This window comes from Winogradskyella eckloniae (assembly GCF_013249045.1).
GTDB classification, from domain to species: Bacteria; Bacteroidota; Bacteroidia; order Flavobacteriales; family Flavobacteriaceae; genus Winogradskyella; species Winogradskyella eckloniae.
The window spans coordinates 23,439-39,507 of sequence record NZ_JABRWP010000003.1 but is presented as its reverse complement, the minus strand read 5'-3'; the positions used below and the strand labels follow the sequence as shown (position 1 = coordinate 39,507).

The 16,069-nt window shown below is 33.8% G+C and carries 14 protein-coding genes; 2 read left to right on the top strand and 12 right to left on the bottom strand.

Annotated elements, in window-relative coordinates; translation table 11 throughout:
• Positions 1–11: 11 nt before the first annotated feature.
• Positions 12–1,916 carry an ABC-F family ATP-binding cassette domain-containing protein gene (locus tag HNV08_RS05540; RefSeq protein WP_173280185.1) on the bottom strand — a complete coding sequence of 635 codons (1,905 nt, stop codon included), beginning with the start codon at positions 1,914–1,916 and terminating at the stop codon, positions 12–14.
• A 112-nt stretch (positions 1,917–2,028) separates the two neighbouring features.
• Here HNV08_RS05540 and HNV08_RS05535 point away from each other — a divergent pair, with 112 nt between their 5' ends.
• Positions 2,029–2,412, top strand: coding sequence for a DUF983 domain-containing protein (locus tag HNV08_RS05535; protein WP_173280184.1), 384 nt, complete (start codon positions 2,029–2,031; stop codon positions 2,410–2,412).
• 38 nt (positions 2,413–2,450) lie between these two features.
• Here the strand turns inward: HNV08_RS05535 and HNV08_RS05530 are convergent, their stop codons facing one another.
• The 11 genes from HNV08_RS05530 to HNV08_RS05480 form a co-directional block, all read right to left on the bottom strand.
• A complete protein-coding gene (locus tag HNV08_RS05530) occupies positions 2,451–3,494 on the bottom strand; it encodes an NAD(P)/FAD-dependent oxidoreductase (RefSeq protein WP_173280183.1) in 1,044 nt (347 codons plus the stop codon).
• Between the two features lie 115 nt (positions 3,495–3,609).
• Complete coding sequence (porN, locus tag HNV08_RS05525) at positions 3,610–4,521, bottom strand: type IX secretion system ring subunit PorN/GldN (protein ID WP_173280182.1); 912 nt, start codon at positions 4,519–4,521, stop codon at positions 3,610–3,612.
• A 50-nt stretch (positions 4,522–4,571) separates the two neighbouring features.
• Positions 4,572–6,143: a type IX secretion system motor protein PorM/GldM gene (gene porM / locus HNV08_RS05520; protein ID WP_173280181.1), complete on the bottom strand. Its 1,572-nt coding sequence runs from the start codon at positions 6,141–6,143 to the stop codon at positions 4,572–4,574.
• 50 nt (positions 6,144–6,193) lie between these two features.
• Complete coding sequence (gene porL / locus HNV08_RS05515) at positions 6,194–6,832, bottom strand: type IX secretion system motor protein PorL/GldL (protein WP_173280180.1); 639 nt, start codon at positions 6,830–6,832, stop codon at positions 6,194–6,196.
• A gap of 78 nt (positions 6,833–6,910) precedes the next feature.
• Positions 6,911–8,257, bottom strand: a complete 1,347-nt coding sequence (gene porK / locus HNV08_RS05510) for a type IX secretion system lipoprotein PorK/GldK (RefSeq protein WP_449441494.1) — start codon at positions 8,255–8,257, stop codon at positions 6,911–6,913.
• A gap of 165 nt (positions 8,258–8,422) precedes the next feature.
• Positions 8,423–9,589: a formimidoylglutamase gene (locus HNV08_RS05505; RefSeq protein ID WP_173280178.1), complete on the bottom strand. Its 1,167-nt coding sequence runs from the start codon at positions 9,587–9,589 to the stop codon at positions 8,423–8,425.
• A 5-nt stretch (positions 9,590–9,594) separates the two neighbouring features.
• On the bottom strand, positions 9,595–12,123 hold the full coding sequence (topA, locus tag HNV08_RS05500) for a type I DNA topoisomerase (RefSeq protein ID WP_173280177.1): 2,529 nt from the start codon (positions 12,121–12,123) through the stop codon (positions 9,595–9,597).
• Positions 12,124–12,331: 208 nt separating this feature from the next.
• A complete protein-coding gene (locus tag HNV08_RS05495) occupies positions 12,332–12,880 on the bottom strand; it encodes a tetratricopeptide repeat protein (RefSeq protein WP_173280176.1) in 549 nt (182 codons plus the stop codon).
• 3 nt (positions 12,881–12,883) lie between these two features.
• Positions 12,884–13,129, bottom strand: coding sequence for a hypothetical protein (locus HNV08_RS05490; protein WP_173280175.1), 246 nt, complete (start codon positions 13,127–13,129; stop codon positions 12,884–12,886).
• 27 nt (positions 13,130–13,156) lie between these two features.
• A complete protein-coding gene (locus HNV08_RS05485) occupies positions 13,157–13,588 on the bottom strand; it encodes a hypothetical protein (protein ID WP_173280174.1) in 432 nt (143 codons plus the stop codon).
• A gap of 44 nt (positions 13,589–13,632) precedes the next feature.
• The gene (locus HNV08_RS05480; RefSeq protein WP_173280173.1) at positions 13,633–14,418 is read right to left on the bottom strand and encodes a hypothetical protein; all 786 of its coding nucleotides are present in this window, start codon (positions 14,416–14,418) and stop codon (positions 13,633–13,635) included.
• Positions 14,419–14,622: 204 nt separating this feature from the next.
• Here HNV08_RS05480 and miaB point away from each other — a divergent pair, with 204 nt between their 5' ends.
• Entirely contained in the window at positions 14,623–16,068 is a 1,446-nt protein-coding gene (gene miaB, locus HNV08_RS05475) for a tRNA (N6-isopentenyl adenosine(37)-C2)-methylthiotransferase MiaB (RefSeq protein ID WP_173280172.1), read from the top strand.
• Position 16,069: the final 1 nt, after the last annotated feature.

The window sequence follows — 16,069 nt, the reverse complement described above, 5'->3', positions numbered from 1 at the left end:
TAATTGTTACGTTAAAATTGATCAAGTGCTAACTGAACAGACTCCCAATCTTCCATCAATTTTTCTAAATCTCTTTTCTTTTTTTGATAGCGATCAAAAAACTTTGGATCTGAAGCCGTTTGGTCATAATCTGTAGCCAATTTTACATCGTCAGATTTAATGTCTTTTTCTAGTTGATTAATTTTAGACTCGATATTGCTAAGTTTATTATTTAAAGATTTTAACTTCTTTTGGTCTTCGTAACTCTGCTTATTACTTTCTTTAGGCTTATTAGCAACGACGGTTCTCTTTTCTGCTTCTCTTAAATTTTCTAGATTGCGTTGTTCTAAATAAAAATCAATATCTCCTAAATATTCTTTTATATTTTGATCTTTAAACTCATAAACCGTATCTGTAAGTCCTTGTAAAAAATCCCTATCGTGAGAAACCAAAATTAAAGTGCCTTCAAATTTCTTTAATGCCTCTTTTAAAACATTTTTAGATTTTATATCTAGGTGATTGGTCGGCTCATCCATTATTAAAACATTTAATGGTTGTAATAATAATTTAGCCAATGCTAAACGGTTGCGTTCACCACCAGAGAGCACTCTTACATACTTTTCAGCTTCCTCTCCTCGAAACAAAAAGGATCCTAAAATATCCCTTACCTTACTTCTATTGGTTTCATTAGCAGCATCAATCATGGTATCTAAAACTGTTTTATTTCCATCTAAATACTCTGCTTGATTTTGAGCAAAATATCCAATTTGCACATTATGCCCAAGGTTTAAAGTGCCTTCATGCTCAAGTTCTCCAACAATGATCTTTGCTAGAGTAGATTTCCCTTGTCCATTCTGGCCAACAAATGCCGTTTTTATATCTCTTGGTACAGCTAAATTCACATGATGTAAAACTTGTAAATCGCCATAACTTTTAGAAACATTGTTTAATTCTACAACAATTTTACCTGGTGTTACGGAAACCGGAAAATTAAGAGACATAACACTATTATCATCCTCGTCTACTTCAATTCTATCAATCTTATCTAACTTTTTAATAAGCGATTGCGCCATGGTTGCTTTAGACGCTTTAGCCCTAAATTTTTCTATTAGCTTTTCTGTCTGCTCTATTTTTTTCTCTTGGTTTTTCTGAGCCGCTAATTGCTGAACTTTCATTTCTTTTCGTAACGCTAAGAACTTTGTATAAGGCTTATTATAATCATAAATTCTTCCTAAAGAAATTTCAATCGTTCTATTGGTAACATTATCTAAAAACATTTTATCGTGAGATACAATAACTACAGCTCCTGTATAGGTTTTTAAAAAATTCTCTAACCAAATAATCGATTCTATATCTAAGTGGTTTGTAGGCTCATCTAATAGTAATAAATCATTATTTTGTAATAACAATTTTGCCAATTCTATTCGCATTCGCCAACCACCAGAAAACGTATCTGTTAACTTATCAAAATCGTCTCGCTTAAATCCTAAGCCTTGAAGAATTTTTTCGGTTTCACCTTGGTAACTATAGCCTCCTAAAATTTCGTACTGATGCTGAATATCATTTAAATCAATCATAAGTTGATTATAGGATTCACTTTCGTAATCGGTTCTTTCGGCTAACTGGGTATTTATTTTTTCAAGCTGCGCTTCACAAGCTTTAATATCCTTAAATGCCTGATACGATTCTTCTAAAACTGTTTTACCTAAATCAAAATCGATGTCCTGCTTTAAAAAACCAATTTTCATATCCTTATCAGCAGCTATTTGCCCAGAATCCGCTTCTTGCTCTTTAGACAATATTCTGAGCATTGTGGATTTTCCTGCGCCATTTTTGCCAATTAAACCGATACGGTCACCTAGGCCTAGCTTAAAGGTAATTTCTTCAAAAAGATATTCTCCTTGAAATGAGATAGAAAGATTGTGGATATTTAACATACGATTTTAGGATATGACAGCGCACCTTTTTAAGTTACAATTGTTACAATACTAGAATTTTAATATTTTATCTTTGTATTGTTTTTAAAACTGCAAAAGTAAAGGTTTAATTATGATTAGAAAAGGAATGAAATTATATAGTATTCTTTTTGGCGCCTGCCCTAAATGTCATCAAGAATCCATGTATGTCAACAAAAATCCATATGTATTATCTGATATTATTAAAATGAATGATACATGTTCTCATTGTAAAACAAAATACCAGATAGAACCTTCATTTTTCTACGGTTCTATGTATGTAAGTTACGCTGTAGCCGTTGCTTTTGCTGTAACTGCCTTTGTGATAAGCTATTCTATTTTTTCAACTTCAATAATTACGGCATTTATTGCTATTATTGTCACTTTAGTGGTTTTAATGCCTATTATCATGAGGCTTTCTCGAAATATTTGGATCAACTTTTTTATAAGTTACGACAAAGAAAAAAACGGCGTTTAGTACAACGACCTTAGCTACGATAACCTTTTTTCTTGTGGTTATTGAAATCGTCTTACATCAATTTCAGCATCTAAGACGTCATTATGCTCTATACAATTATATAATTTACGACTTACATAAGGCGCAATCATTACACCTCGTGTACCCAATCCATTAAGTATATATAACCGACTATGTTCTGCATGCCTACCTACAATTGGTCGTCTATCCTTAACCGTAGGCCTTATACCTGCCACATGATTAACGATTTCAAAATCGCATATTAAAAAAGATTTTAATTTTACTATAAGTTCTTCTTTAGCTTTATGCGTTGGTGTATTGGTTTTGTCTTCATTATTATATGTAGCACCTACATTGTATAAATCTCCACCTAACGGAATTATAAAAACGGAAGATTTTATGGCGTAATTTATTTTTAAATCTTTCGCTTTTATAGTTATCAGTTCTCCTTTAGAACCTGTTAAGGGAATATCATTAAAAAACGGATTGCGTTTTACACCAAAGCCTTCTGCAAACACCACCTGTTTCGCCTTAAAATCTTTATAAATAACATGATCCGAATTTACCTCTAGATCATTATACTTAAACGTTTCGTGTTGCAAACAGTGTTTATTTACCAAATAATTTTGATATGTATGTATTAAGGTTTCCGTATCTATTCGACCTGCGTGTAACAGCTCGCCAAAGCCTAAAGTTGCATCTATATTTTCATTATTATTTTTAACCAATTGCGTGGATAGAAATGTTTCAAGACTCGGTTTATCACTAGCTGTAAACCATTTATTCTGCTCTTCAATTGAGGTAAATCGTCTTAAAATACGAAGTTTATAATCTATGGTAACGCCTAATTTGTTTTCTATGGCTGTATAAAAAGGCATTGCAATATTGAGCTGCTCCTTGGCTTTCCAAACTTCTGAAAATCGTTTTAAAATGACTGGATTATATAAACCTGCCGCTACGCGTGATGATTTTTGAGAGCCATCATCAAATACAAGAAAACGTTTATTGTTTTTTTGTAACGCTTCGCAAAATGCAATACTCGCCAAGCCACAGCCTACTATGATATAATCTAGTTCTTTCATAAGTGTAAAAATAAATAATTCCACCTTGAGAGAACTGAAGTCTTAACAATAATATTAAACAAAAAAAAACGCCCACTTAAAAAGTGAGCGTTTATATTATCTATGCTATGGCTAATTAGTAGCTCCACATATCTTGTTCAAAATTTCTAATTTTGTCCTTAATACGTTCAGATTCTAATAATTGCATTAATGCATTTTCTGCAACATATTCTTTTACTTCTCTATCACCATAAACATTTTCTTCTTTGTAGATAACACCACTAAAACGTCTACTGTTTAATAAGTGATCGAATGAAAGTGGTACAGCACTATTTTTATTGTTAAATGCTTTAGCTTCATGAAGAATATCTCTTATTTCTGGGAAAAATACCCAAAATAATCCGATTGGTTCTTTATTAGCTTCATCATCAGAATCAATAAAGTTAACATCTGGTGCTGCTGGAGCAATTGCTAAAATACGATACTTTAATTCACCTTGACGTTTATCAAAATACCATAAACCTTTAACTAAATAAGAGTTAATATCAGCGGCTCCAATTTCACGACGAATTACATACTCTTCTGGGACTTGAGAGGTATCAGAAATACCTTCTGCGTTCATCCACTCAATACCTTCATCCGTAATAAATTCTGTTCTTAACGCAGGTGCTAAGTCTTCCATTGTACGTTCTTCTGTGAAATATGCATCTGCATATACCTTAGGAATGGTACCATCTTCAATATTAGACATTAATACTTTAAATAATGATTTTCTATCATCACCTAAGTTATCTTCAATTGGAAAATATAACGGAAAGTTAGCGCGTTCGTCTAAGACAATCTTCTCCCAAGTCATTTTAGAAAACAAGATATCTCTATCACCAACATATCCATATTCTAAAGGCTTGTCATTATCTAGAAGTAACTGCGCTTCAGTTTTCATACCAATTTCTTCTGGTATTTTTGCGTTTAGGATATTAGCTTGAGCAAACATTGTATTTGCCGCTAAGACTCCTATTCCTATACATAAAAAGCTTTTTAAATTCATCTTATTCTTTATTATAATTTGGGATTTTATTTTATTGATTCTTAAATCAATTAGTTAGTAACTTCAACAGCTACTGGTGTTACGCCTTTTAATCTGTAAGACGAATTACCTTGTATAGCAGCTTTAATATCAAAGATTGTAACCACATCACCTTTACGTGCTCTACCAATAGCAGATTTCGCTTGGCTATTCATTTTAGTACCAGATACTATAACCGTAGGTTGACCAGGAACTTTTACTTTAAATGATGTTACATTGATTGGTAAATCAAATACAAAGTCATCTAATTTAGCTCCAACAGTACCTATTTCTAAGTTACGCTTTGGTAATTTTACAATTCCATCTTTACCAGAAATCGTTCCAGTAGGCTTAGGAATATCTTTAATTCTAAATGTCTTTTTATCACTTGCGTGAGAACCATCATCTAAAGTAGCAGATACGTTAATCGTTACTTCTCTACCAGATCCTGGGTTCATAACATACTTCCCTTTACCTGTTGGCTTAAGACCAGCACCAGTTGCTTTTACTTTATTGTCTGGTACACCTGCAAAAGATATAGTCATTGGGTTAGCAACACCACGATAAACAACGTTCATCTTATCTGCAGAAATAGTAGCAGAATTAGGTCTTGGAACAACAACATAGTTTCCAATAATAGGAATTTCTAAAGGCTTACCATCTTCAATAAATGTAAATTTACCTTCTACTTGGTGCTCACCAACATTTCCAACACTAAAGTCTAATTTAGCTGCTCCAGTAGAATCAATTGCATTTGTTAAATCAATTTCTTGACCTTGTACATTTAATTTCGTAGGTGTTACATTAGCATATTTTCCTAATACTACTCGTCCTTGGAACTTTTCACCAGCAAAGAATGCTGACTTATCTGCTAATACAATAGCTTTATAATTCTTTAATGATACTGCTTCTGTTACTAAGTTTCCTAAGAAACCATTATACATGTTAGTCTCAGTAGCTTTAATATCATTTTGCATTGCTGTTAACTTTGTATAAGATGCAATAGCTGGAAACCCTTGGAAATGATAATCTAACCATTTCTTTTTAGCACCATCACCATCAACAACTTCTTCTAAGCTAAAACGCTTTTCAAAGCTCTCAATTACTTTAGACCACTTTACATCATCACCTACAATTTGCTTGATGTCTGATTTATACTTTGCGATAGCAGCAACGATTTCATCACCACGCTTTGTATAACGATCACCTGTAAACCATAGTTCATCTAGTTTATCACCTTTATCCATTTCTTCAAAAGGTAATTGACCATTTTCTTCTCTAATATATCCACCTTTTTTAATGATATCATCTTCCTTTACGGATTCGATAAACTTATAAAAAGCATCAGATATTTTACTAATTTGTTGTGCCTTACTTGCTACTACTGCAAATTCTTGTGGTTTTTCTTCAGCCTTCTTTTCTAGTTGACTAAGAATTCCTTCATTTGAAGTTGCTGCTAACTCATTAGCGTTATCAAACTTTGTATTCATTAACCCAAATGCAGATAATACTTCTTTTGACATGGTCATTGCAATCATTGCAATGAATACCAAGTACATTAGGTTAATCATTTTTTGCCTTGCGGACTGTTTTCCTCCTGCCATTTCTAATTAGTTTTTAATTGTTAATTAATTAATTTGATTTAAAAACTTAATTAGTTTTTGTTCATTGCAGATAACATACCTCCATAGACACCATTTAATGATGACAAGTTAGACGCTAACGATTGCATTTGCTCTTTTAATTTAGTAGCGTTTTCAACAGCTTCTTCGTTAATAGCAGCTTGACGATTAGCACTTTCCATTTGTACTTTATAAAGACTATTTAAAGACTCCATTTGCGCTGCTGCTAAAGTCATTTCTTCACTGTATTTCTTTTGAGCTGCCATTGAATCTACTGTTGGAGAGATTCCTTTTGCTGCACCTTCAAAGTTTTTGATACTATTACCAAGACTTGCCATAAGCTCACCATCAATTTTTGCATCTTTTAATAAATTATCTAATTTTTTAGATAATAAACCTTCAGCATCTTTTGGCTCCTCAATAGCTTTTTTCTTCTTACCTCCTAATGATTGACCTCCAGCTAATTCAGGATATACTAATGACCAATCTAAGTCATCTCCTTGCTTTTCAAAAGCTGAAATTGTAAATACCACGGCTTCTACAATCATACCTAAGGTAAGAATTGCTGATCCGTAAGGCCAGTGTTGGATTTTGAATAATGCTCCAATAATTACAATTGCCGCTCCAAGTCCGTAGACCATATTCATTGTTGATAATTTCTTTTGTGCCATGATTTTAAATTTTAGTTTTCAATTGAGTTTGGTTGTTAGACTCAATTTGGGATTAATATATAGTTTAAGTTAAGTTTGTTAATTTGTTGCTGCGTTATTTGTGACTTCAGTTCCCATATAATCTTGAACTGTTCTAAATCCAATATAACTTCTAGCAGAATCTGCATATTCATAGTCTCTTGAACTTACTTGTAAGAAGTAAGCAACATCTTTCCATGATCCACCTCTTACCACTTTACGTGCATTATTTGGATCGTTTACATTTGGATTGATTGACGACGCATATTCGTAAGATGCAGGATCGTAAGACCCATTTACCCATTCTGAGACATTTCCAGCCATGTTGTATAAGTTGAAATCGTTAGGATCATAAGCATCAGCTTCTACAGTATATAATGCTTGATCTGCTGCGTAATCACCACGTAACGGCTTAAAGTTTGCCATAAAACATCCTCTATCGTTTTTAGTGTAAGGTCCACCCCAAGGGTATGAAGCACCTTGTAAGCCACCACGCGCTGCATATTCCCATTCTGCTTCAGATGGTAATCTATATGAGTTTACTGCGTGTACACCTCTTTTCTTTCTATCTGCATTGTGATATAAGGTTCTCCATTGACAGAACGCTTGTGCTTGTTTCCAAGATACACCAACTACAGGATAAGCACCGTAAGCATCATGCCAGAAATAGTCATTATGCATTGGCTCATTATAAGAGTATGCGAAATCTCTAATCCAAGCGGTTGTATCTGGATAAACCTCAACTTCTTGCTGTACAACCACCTCAGATCGCTTAAGACCTCTGTTTTTTGCAGCTTTTTGAATATCCATAAATGTATATTGAAACTTAAATTGTTTCACATCCCAAGTACGTTGTCCGTTATAAGACTCTTCTAAAGGTAAATACATACCGTCCATAACTTCTGCATACAATTCATCTGGATACTCATCTGTATCTAGAAATAATTCTACATCACGATTAATTTTTCTTTGCTCATTACCATATGTGTTTTGCATATAGCTTTCATAAGCGTTAAGATCTTCTGGGTTTGCATCTTTATATGCAAATTCACCAATATCTCCATTTCCAGGTGTTTTTCCCTCTAAGTCAGCCATCTCAGCTAATTTTAATCTTAGAATGGAATCTCTTACCCATTCTACAAATTGGCGATACTCGCTATTTGTAATTTCTGTTTCGTCCATATAAAATGCACGAACTGTTGCAGTTCTTGTAGGTGCATCTTGAACACCTGCTAAATCATCATCAGATTTTCCCATAATAAAAGCTCCGCCTGGAACAAGCGTCATACCATAAGGCTTCTCAGGATGCCAAGCTTTCCCTTTGACTCCTACCAATTGTCCACGGTCTCCAGAATTACAACTGGCTACCAAAGCTAGTACTGCGGTTAGTAAAATAAACTTCTTAATATTCATAGTAACTCGAGGTTAAATTAGTCATTAATAATTTTGAGGTCGTAAACATATTTATATATTTTCGAATAAACAACTTTTTTCGCATTTTTTTTGCATTTCATCCTTAAAATAAGCATTTCATCGACTAAAAAAACACAAAAATCCGACAAAGTGCACATTTTAGAAGCTATTCTTCCTATAGGCCTTAAACCAGCGTTCTGGTATTTCACCTTGCGTTGCCAACACATAATCGGAATGCATGCATGGTAATAACGTATGCTTTTTTAATTTATTATTAACATTTGGTAAAAAAGGAATTTCAATCCACCATCTGCCTGTTTTCAAACTTTTATAAAATATTAGTTCATCCTCTTCTACTAATACATTATATTTTTGATAATATGTTTCATTATTAAATGCATCATCATTAACGCGGCAATTGACACCTTCTACAAAGTACCATATCATCTGCGCTACTAACATTGATGTTGCACTATCGTTTTTAGATCCATGGTATTCATATATACCAAAAGAAGATACCTTATTACTTATACCTGCATATCTACTTATGGCACATATTTCTTTTCCAGAAAATCCGTTTGGCGAATACTTTTGATTATCACTAACCTCTGCAGCTCTCACTGATTTTAAATCTACAGAAACAATATGCGCATCTCGCAACAAAGGTTCTACTTTATTTATATCTCCTGAAATCTCTCCTAATCGATAGGCTTCAAAATACAATTTTTCTATGAGATCTATTTCTTCTTGAGAATTAAAATAAGTTTGATACCCTAATGTTGCATAATTAAACAAGTTATATGGCTCTTCTACGATAATCTTCCCTACATAACTATTGTTCTTAATAGGAAGACTTGCATCTCCTAAATCAAAATTGGTATCTATACTCGCAATGTTTACCATTGGCAACAAGGCATCATATGCTCGGTAATTTGCATATGTTAAGTCTTGACTGCCTCCTAATACTATAGGTATAATATCTTTTTCTACTAAAACAGCTATGGCTGTACGAATAGCAAAATATGTATCTTCTACCGTTTCACCAGGTTCTATATCGCCAAGATCTGCAATTGTAGTGTACCAATTTCCTGGAAACAGTGTATATAGGGTTTTCCTAATGGAATCAAAATCAATTTTAGCACCTATATAATTGACGTCATTCCTATTTTCTTTAACACCTATTATGGATAATTGAACACCTTCTAAATCTGGAATTCCGTTTTGGCGCGAATGAACTTTAATTTTTTTTCCTAGTGATTGTTGCGCTGTTAGTTCGTTGTGAGCTAATACCGCATCGGATACAGGAGTGAGAAAATTAAAATTCATAGGTATTATTTCTTTTTAGTTGTCGTCTTCTTTTTGGCTGTCGTTTTTTTTGTGGCTCTTTTTTTAGTCGCCTTCTTTTTTGGGGCGTTTTTTTCGAGAATACCTAATGCCTTTTCTAAAGTCATTTTAGTGACATCTACGGTTTTAGCTAGCTCTACTTTTTGTTTACCCTTTATTATATTGTGTCTTCCCCATCTTGCTTTTTCCACTCTAACACCTTCATCTTCCCAATTATGGATAACTTTATCTATCTCTTTTTGAATTTTCTCTTCAATTAGAGTTACTATATCTTCTTCAGATAAATTATCCCAATCGTACTTTTTGTTGACGTTAATAAACATGTTGTTCCACTTTATAAAGGGCCCAAATCGTCCTTTACCTTTTGTAACCTCTAAATCCTTATACATATATATAGGAGCATCTGCTAATTCTTTCTCCTTAATATATATCATCGCCTCATCCATATCTACACTTAATGGGTCAACACCTTTTGGTAGTGATACAAACTTTTTACCAAAGCGCACATAAGGCCCAAAACGGCCATTGTTTACTTCTACTTCTTCTTCTTTATAATGACCTAACGCTTTTGGAAGCTTAAACAAATCCATTGCTTCTTCGTAGGTTATAGAATTTAATTGCTGATCTGGCGATAAACTGGCAAACTTTGGCTTTTCTTCGTCCTCCATGACACCTAACTGTACCATTGGTCCAAATTTACCTAAACGTACACTGACTTGACGACCTGTTTTAGGATCTGTACCCAAAATACGTTCTCCTGACTCGCGTTCTGCATTTTCTTGAACATCTTCGACCTGCGGATGAAAACCTTTGTAGAAATCTTTCATCATTTCTCTCCAGTCTTCTTTACCTTCTGCGATATCATCAAATTTATCTTCAACTTTTGCAGTAAAGTTATAATCTAAGATACTTTCAAAATGTTTTACCAAAAACTCGGTTACAATCATACCAATATCTGTTGGCACTAATTTTCCTTTGTTAGATCCGGTTTGCTCTGATAATGTATTATCTTTTATCTTTTGATTTTCAAATACTAGTTGCTTATATTTTCTTTCATCACCTTCATGCGTTCCTTTTTCAATATAATTTCTATTTTGAATCGTAGAAATTGTTGGCGCATATGTAGACGGACGACCAATACCTAACTCTTCGAGCTGTTTTACCAAAGATGCTTCAGTAAATCTTGCTGGTGGTCTGCTAAAACGTTCCGTCGCTGTGATGTACTTATTTTGAAGTAATTCACCAACTTTTAAATCTGGTAAAATACCTTCTTGCTCCGCATCTTCATCATCTGTACCTTCTAAATACACTTTTAAAAAGCCTTCAAAAGTGATGATTTCTCCGTTTGCAGTAAACTGTTCGTTAATTTTATTTTTAGTGTTAATCTGAATTTTAAGATTCGTACGCTCTAACTTAGCATCACTCATTTGTGAGGCTATGGCACGTTTCCAAATAAGATCATACAATCTTGCTTGATCGCGCTCTGCATTTACTGTGTGGTTTGAAAAATCAGTAGGTCTTATGGCTTCGTGAGCCTCTTGTGCTCCTTTTGATTTGCCTTTATAATTTTTTGGGTTGCTAAATTCCGCACCATATGCTGAAATAATTTCTTTTTCTGCACCCTTTTTAGCTTCGTCAGATAAGTTAACACTATCTGTTCTCATATAAGTAATAAGACCTGCCTCGTACAATCGTTGTGCATTAGACATGGTTCTACTTACCGAAAACCCTAATTTTCTCGAAGCTTCTTGCTGTAATGTAGAGGTTGTAAATGGTGCTGCTGGAGATTTTTTAGCAGGCTTCTTTAATAATTCTGAAACCTCATAAGTTGCACCCAAATTGTCATTTAGAAATTGTAATGCTTCTTTTTCTGAATTGAAATTCTTTGGCAACTTAGCTTTAAATGAATTGCCATTTTCAGTAGTAAATTCTGCATCTACTCTATACGATGCTTTGGCCTTAAAGGCTTGTATATCTTGCTCTCGCTCTACTATTAAACGAACAGACACAGACTGCACACGCCCAGCAGACAATCCTCCTTTTACTTTACGCCATAATACAGGAGATAATTCATAGCCCACAATACGATCTAATACACGTCTTGCTTGCTGTGCATCTACTAAATTATAATCAATACTTCTAGGATTTTCTATCGCTTTATTTATCGCTGTTTTCGTAATCTCATGGAAAACAATACGTTTCGTTTTTTCTTTATCTAATTTTAATGTCTCTGCTAAATGCCACGCAATAGCTTCTCCTTCACGATCCTCATCACTCGCTAACCATACAATATCTGCTTTCTTCGCTAAATCCTTTAATTTTTTTACGACATCTTTCTTGTCTTTTGACACTTGATATTTTGGCATAAAATCGCCCTCTACATCAACTCCCAATTCTTTTGAAGGCAAATCTGCAATATGCCCAAAACTGGACTCTACTTTATAATCTTTCCCTAAAAATTTCTCTATGGTTTTTGCCTTTGCAGGTGACTCAACAATAACTAGATTTTTTGACATTCTTAAAATTTTGCGTTTACAAATGTATGTGAAAATTCAGTTACAATCCTAATTTGGTCGTAAATAGCATACATTTTAACGTAACTTTCTTGGCTCAATGTACTAAAAAAGCCCTACGAATTGCAAGACTTTCTATGTTTTAAAAAAAAATTAAGAATCTACCTGGAGCTAAAACAAATTACCTCTATTTATTTTTATAGCTGAAGTGTTAGCTATTTCGCTCAGTTTGAGACGTTGCGGAATCCGTTGCTACAACAGTTCCATTTGGTTGTGCTACACTGTTCTCCATAGCACTCATCATTTTTAGAGCTGTTTTTGCTAATACACTTTCTGGAAACTCTTTTAAAGTTCTTTCATAATAGGCTTTAGAATTTACACCATCACCTATTTGAGCATAGCAAAATCCGATATTCGCCAAAGCCATTTCTCTATATGATATTTTAGAAGAGCTTAATAAGGTCACAAAGCGGTATTGGTCGATCCATTCATTTTTTTTAAAAAAGGCATAACTTTTCTCAAAGTCGGAAATTGCCGCTTTAAATTTTTCGGCATGATTATTCTTTATGCCCTTTCTATGATCTCTTGCAATGAAGTTTCTTAAGGCAATAGAAATCACCAAATAGGTCAAAGCACCATAAAGAAATGCATTTTCTGGATGAAATTGATACCAAATTAAAATAATAATGCCCATTACAATAAAATGAGGGATTATTGAAATCCAATTGGTTTGTCTTACTGTTGGCACTTTTGCACTCATAATTTATTTACTTAAACCACGATCAGTGATAAATTCCTTAAATAGTATGTGTTCTTTTTGTTTTTCTATTGTCAATGCCGATAATTGTACATCACTCATACCTATTGGCGAATAGAAAAATGTTTTCCAAATTGGTCGGTGTTTCATAAACAAATGCCTTCCGCCGAATTCATCATGTGTGTAGATGCCTATCCAAAACTTAGACACTATTAAAATTCCTATAAGCAGCACACCTATTTTACCTTTCAAATTTAGTTATTTAATATCGTTTCATCTCTAATAGGTATAAAGTATGGGCTCTGAAAACCCTTCAATATGTAACAACACTTCATTCACTCCTTCAACTTTTAGAGGTGTTAAATCGAATTGCTCTTGCTTGTTAAAAAATGCTAAACAAACCTCATTATTATATAGGTGTAACTTTAAATACCGTTGTGGTGGCAATGATTCTGCTATAGTCCCAGAATCTATTAGCGTCATAACCCAATTGGCACTATCACAACCACTACCCGAAATTGTTAGTGTTATGCAGTCATTTTCAACCAAGACCTCGTTAATGGCATAACTGTCACTTTCAGTGTAAGCTGAATGATCTATAGATATGTCTAATCCACAAGGCTCACTACTGACTGTTTCATCAGTATCACATTGCATATTTAACAACAACACGCACATTAAGACACACACTATAAACTTCGTATTTTTCATCAGACCATTTATCATATAGGTATTAAACTAATAATTAGGTTGTGCTAGAATCTTGTATTTTCCTCAATTTGAGGCGTTTCGTCTTCATCATCAAAACCGATCACTTCCTTATATATAAAATATACTGGTAAACTCGAAAAAGATCTTGTAACATACATGCCTACAAAACACATACAAAACCCAACAACAGAGGCTAATATCCCAGAAACAACAATTAATCCAAAAGCCATAAACCATTTTTTATTTCCTAAGTCAAAGGCCATTTTTACTATATCCGAAATGGCCATATCTGGATTAAATGCGTAAATGGTAACCAAAAAAGCTAATGGAACAAAAACATATATTATTGGAAATACGCACAACAGTAAGGCCAACAACAAAATACCGCCAAATACCAATCCTAGTTTTATTGTTTTACCCAAGTATGGTTTTTTAAAGAAATAGAAATAGTCTTCACTTCCCATTTGTTCTAAGTCCTTCAACTTACAAATTCTATAAAATGCAGCATATAAACCCAACGTTATTATACTCATTCCTAAAATTAAAATAAGATATACAAATCCAAAAGAGACAAAAAACATGGCGCCAATTTCTGGCTGCACTGTACTATATGCATCGTACGTACTCGAGTAAACATCTAGAAAACCTGTAAGAATTAAAGGAACATAAACCAGCATTCCTATTGGCATTGCCAACACCATTCCTAGTAACAAAACCACCAAGCCCTGAACCCAAACTTTCTTAAACAACTCAATAGATTGATTAAAAATGGTTCCGAAGTCTAAATCTTTAGCGCCTTCAATTTTACGTTTCATTTTAATGGTAGTCATCTTTTAATATTTTGGTTAGTACTTCAAAAGAAATCTATTTTTTGCAAATATTCAAGCAAATGCGCAGACCACTCCCAAAATACACCATTTTTATATGATGTAAAATAAAAACATTAACGATTTTATAACTGCCACTTTGTCATAATCTACAAAATAATATTATCTTTGCATGCTTATTGCATTTTGCAGTATTCACTACAACTGATGGAAAAAACTATAGACGAAAATAAACAAGGCGAAACCTTAATTTTAGACAAAAAAGAAGGTAATAAACGAAAACTATTTATAGAAAGTTATGGCTGTGCTATGAACTTTAGCGATAGTGAAATTGTAGCTTCTATTTTATCAGAACAAGGTTTTAACACCACTCAAACCCTTGAGGAGGCTGACTTAGTGTTAGTAAACACCTGCTCAATTAGAGATAAAGCCGAACAAACCGTTAGAAAACGTTTACAACAGTACAATGCTGTAAAACGCACTAACCCAAAAATGAAGGTTGGCGTTTTAGGCTGTATGGCAGAACGCTTAAAAACAAAGTTTTTAGAAGAAGAAAAAATTGTAGACCTTGTTGTAGGACCAGATGCCTATAAAGACTTGCCAAATTTACTTGCAGAAGTCGATGAAGGTAGAGATGCTATAAACGTTATTTTATCTAAAGAAGAAACCTATGGCGATATTTCGCCAGTAAGATTAAACACCAATGGTGTTACTGCTTTTGTATCGATTACGCGTGGTTGTGATAACATGTGTACTTTTTGTGTTGTACCATTTACAAGAGGACGCGAGCGCAGTAGAGACCCACAAAGTATTATTGAAGAAGTCAACGATTTATGGGCTAAAGGCTTTAAAGAAATAACGCTTTTAGGGCAAAATGTAGACAGTTATTTATGGTATGGTGGTGGCTTGAAGAAAGATTTTGCAAACGCCTCTGATTTACAAAAAGCAACGGCTGTCAACTTTGCCAATCTTCTAGAATTATGTGCCAAAGCACAACCGAAGATGCGTATTCGTTTTTCTACATCTAATCCTCAAGATTTTACCTTAGATGTTATAGAAACCATGGCAAAATATGATAACATCTGTAAGCATATCCACTTACCAGTACAAAGTGGTAGCGACCGCATATTAAAAGAAATGAATAGACTTCATACGCGTGAAGAATATTTTGAGCTCATAGACAACATAAAACGCATTATACCTGAGTGTTCTATTAGTGTCGATTTAATTGCAGGTTTCCCAACTGAAACTGAAGAAGACCACCAAGACACATTAAGTCTTATGGATTACGTAAAATATAACTTTGGCTATATGTTTACATATTCAGAACGTCCAGGAACATTGGCTGGTCGTAAAATGGAAGACGATGTACCAGAAGCCGTAAAAAAACGTAGACTTAAAGAAATTGTACAATTAGAACGTAAATATAGTGAACTAAACACGCGTCAAAATCTTAATAAAACCGTTGAAGTATTAATAGAAAAAGCGTCTAAGAAATCTGACGAACAATGGTCTGGTCGAACTTCAGACAACACCGTTGCCGTGTTCCCAAAAGAGCATTACCAAGTAGGAGATTTAGTTAATGTACATATTACAGATTGCACAAGTGCAACGCTCATTGGTAAGGCTGTAGGTTACTCTAAACAAAATTAAT

Coding starts and splice junctions, on each gene's coding strand:
- porL (WP_173280180.1), bottom strand. CDS start 6,832: ATGGCACAAAAGAAATTATCAACAATGAATATGGTCTACGGACTTGGA.
- HNV08_RS05505 (WP_173280178.1), bottom strand. CDS start 9,589: ATGAATTTTAATTTTCTCACTCCTGTATCCGATGCGGTATTAGCTCAC.
- topA (WP_173280177.1), bottom strand. CDS start 12,123: ATGTCAAAAAATCTAGTTATTGTTGAGTCACCTGCAAAGGCAAAAACC.
- porN (WP_173280182.1), bottom strand. CDS start 4,521: ATGAATTTAAAAAGCTTTTTATGTATAGGAATAGGAGTCTTAGCGGCA.
- HNV08_RS05480 (WP_173280173.1), bottom strand. CDS start 14,418: ATGACTACCATTAAAATGAAACGTAAAATTGAAGGCGCTAAAGATTTA.
- HNV08_RS05485 (WP_173280174.1), bottom strand. CDS start 13,588: ATGAAAAATACGAAGTTTATAGTGTGTGTCTTAATGTGCGTGTTGTTG.
- HNV08_RS05535 (WP_173280184.1), top strand. CDS start 2,029: ATGATTAGAAAAGGAATGAAATTATATAGTATTCTTTTTGGCGCCTGC.
- miaB (WP_173280172.1), top strand. CDS start 14,623: ATGGAAAAAACTATAGACGAAAATAAACAAGGCGAAACCTTAATTTTA.
- HNV08_RS05495 (WP_173280176.1), bottom strand. CDS start 12,880: ATGAGTGCAAAAGTGCCAACAGTAAGACAAACCAATTGGATTTCAATA.
- HNV08_RS05530 (WP_173280183.1), bottom strand. CDS start 3,494: ATGAAAGAACTAGATTATATCATAGTAGGCTGTGGCTTGGCGAGTATT.
- HNV08_RS05540 (WP_173280185.1), bottom strand. CDS start 1,916: ATGTTAAATATCCACAATCTTTCTATCTCATTTCAAGGAGAATATCTT.
- porM (WP_173280181.1), bottom strand. CDS start 6,143: ATGGCAGGAGGAAAACAGTCCGCAAGGCAAAAAATGATTAACCTAATG.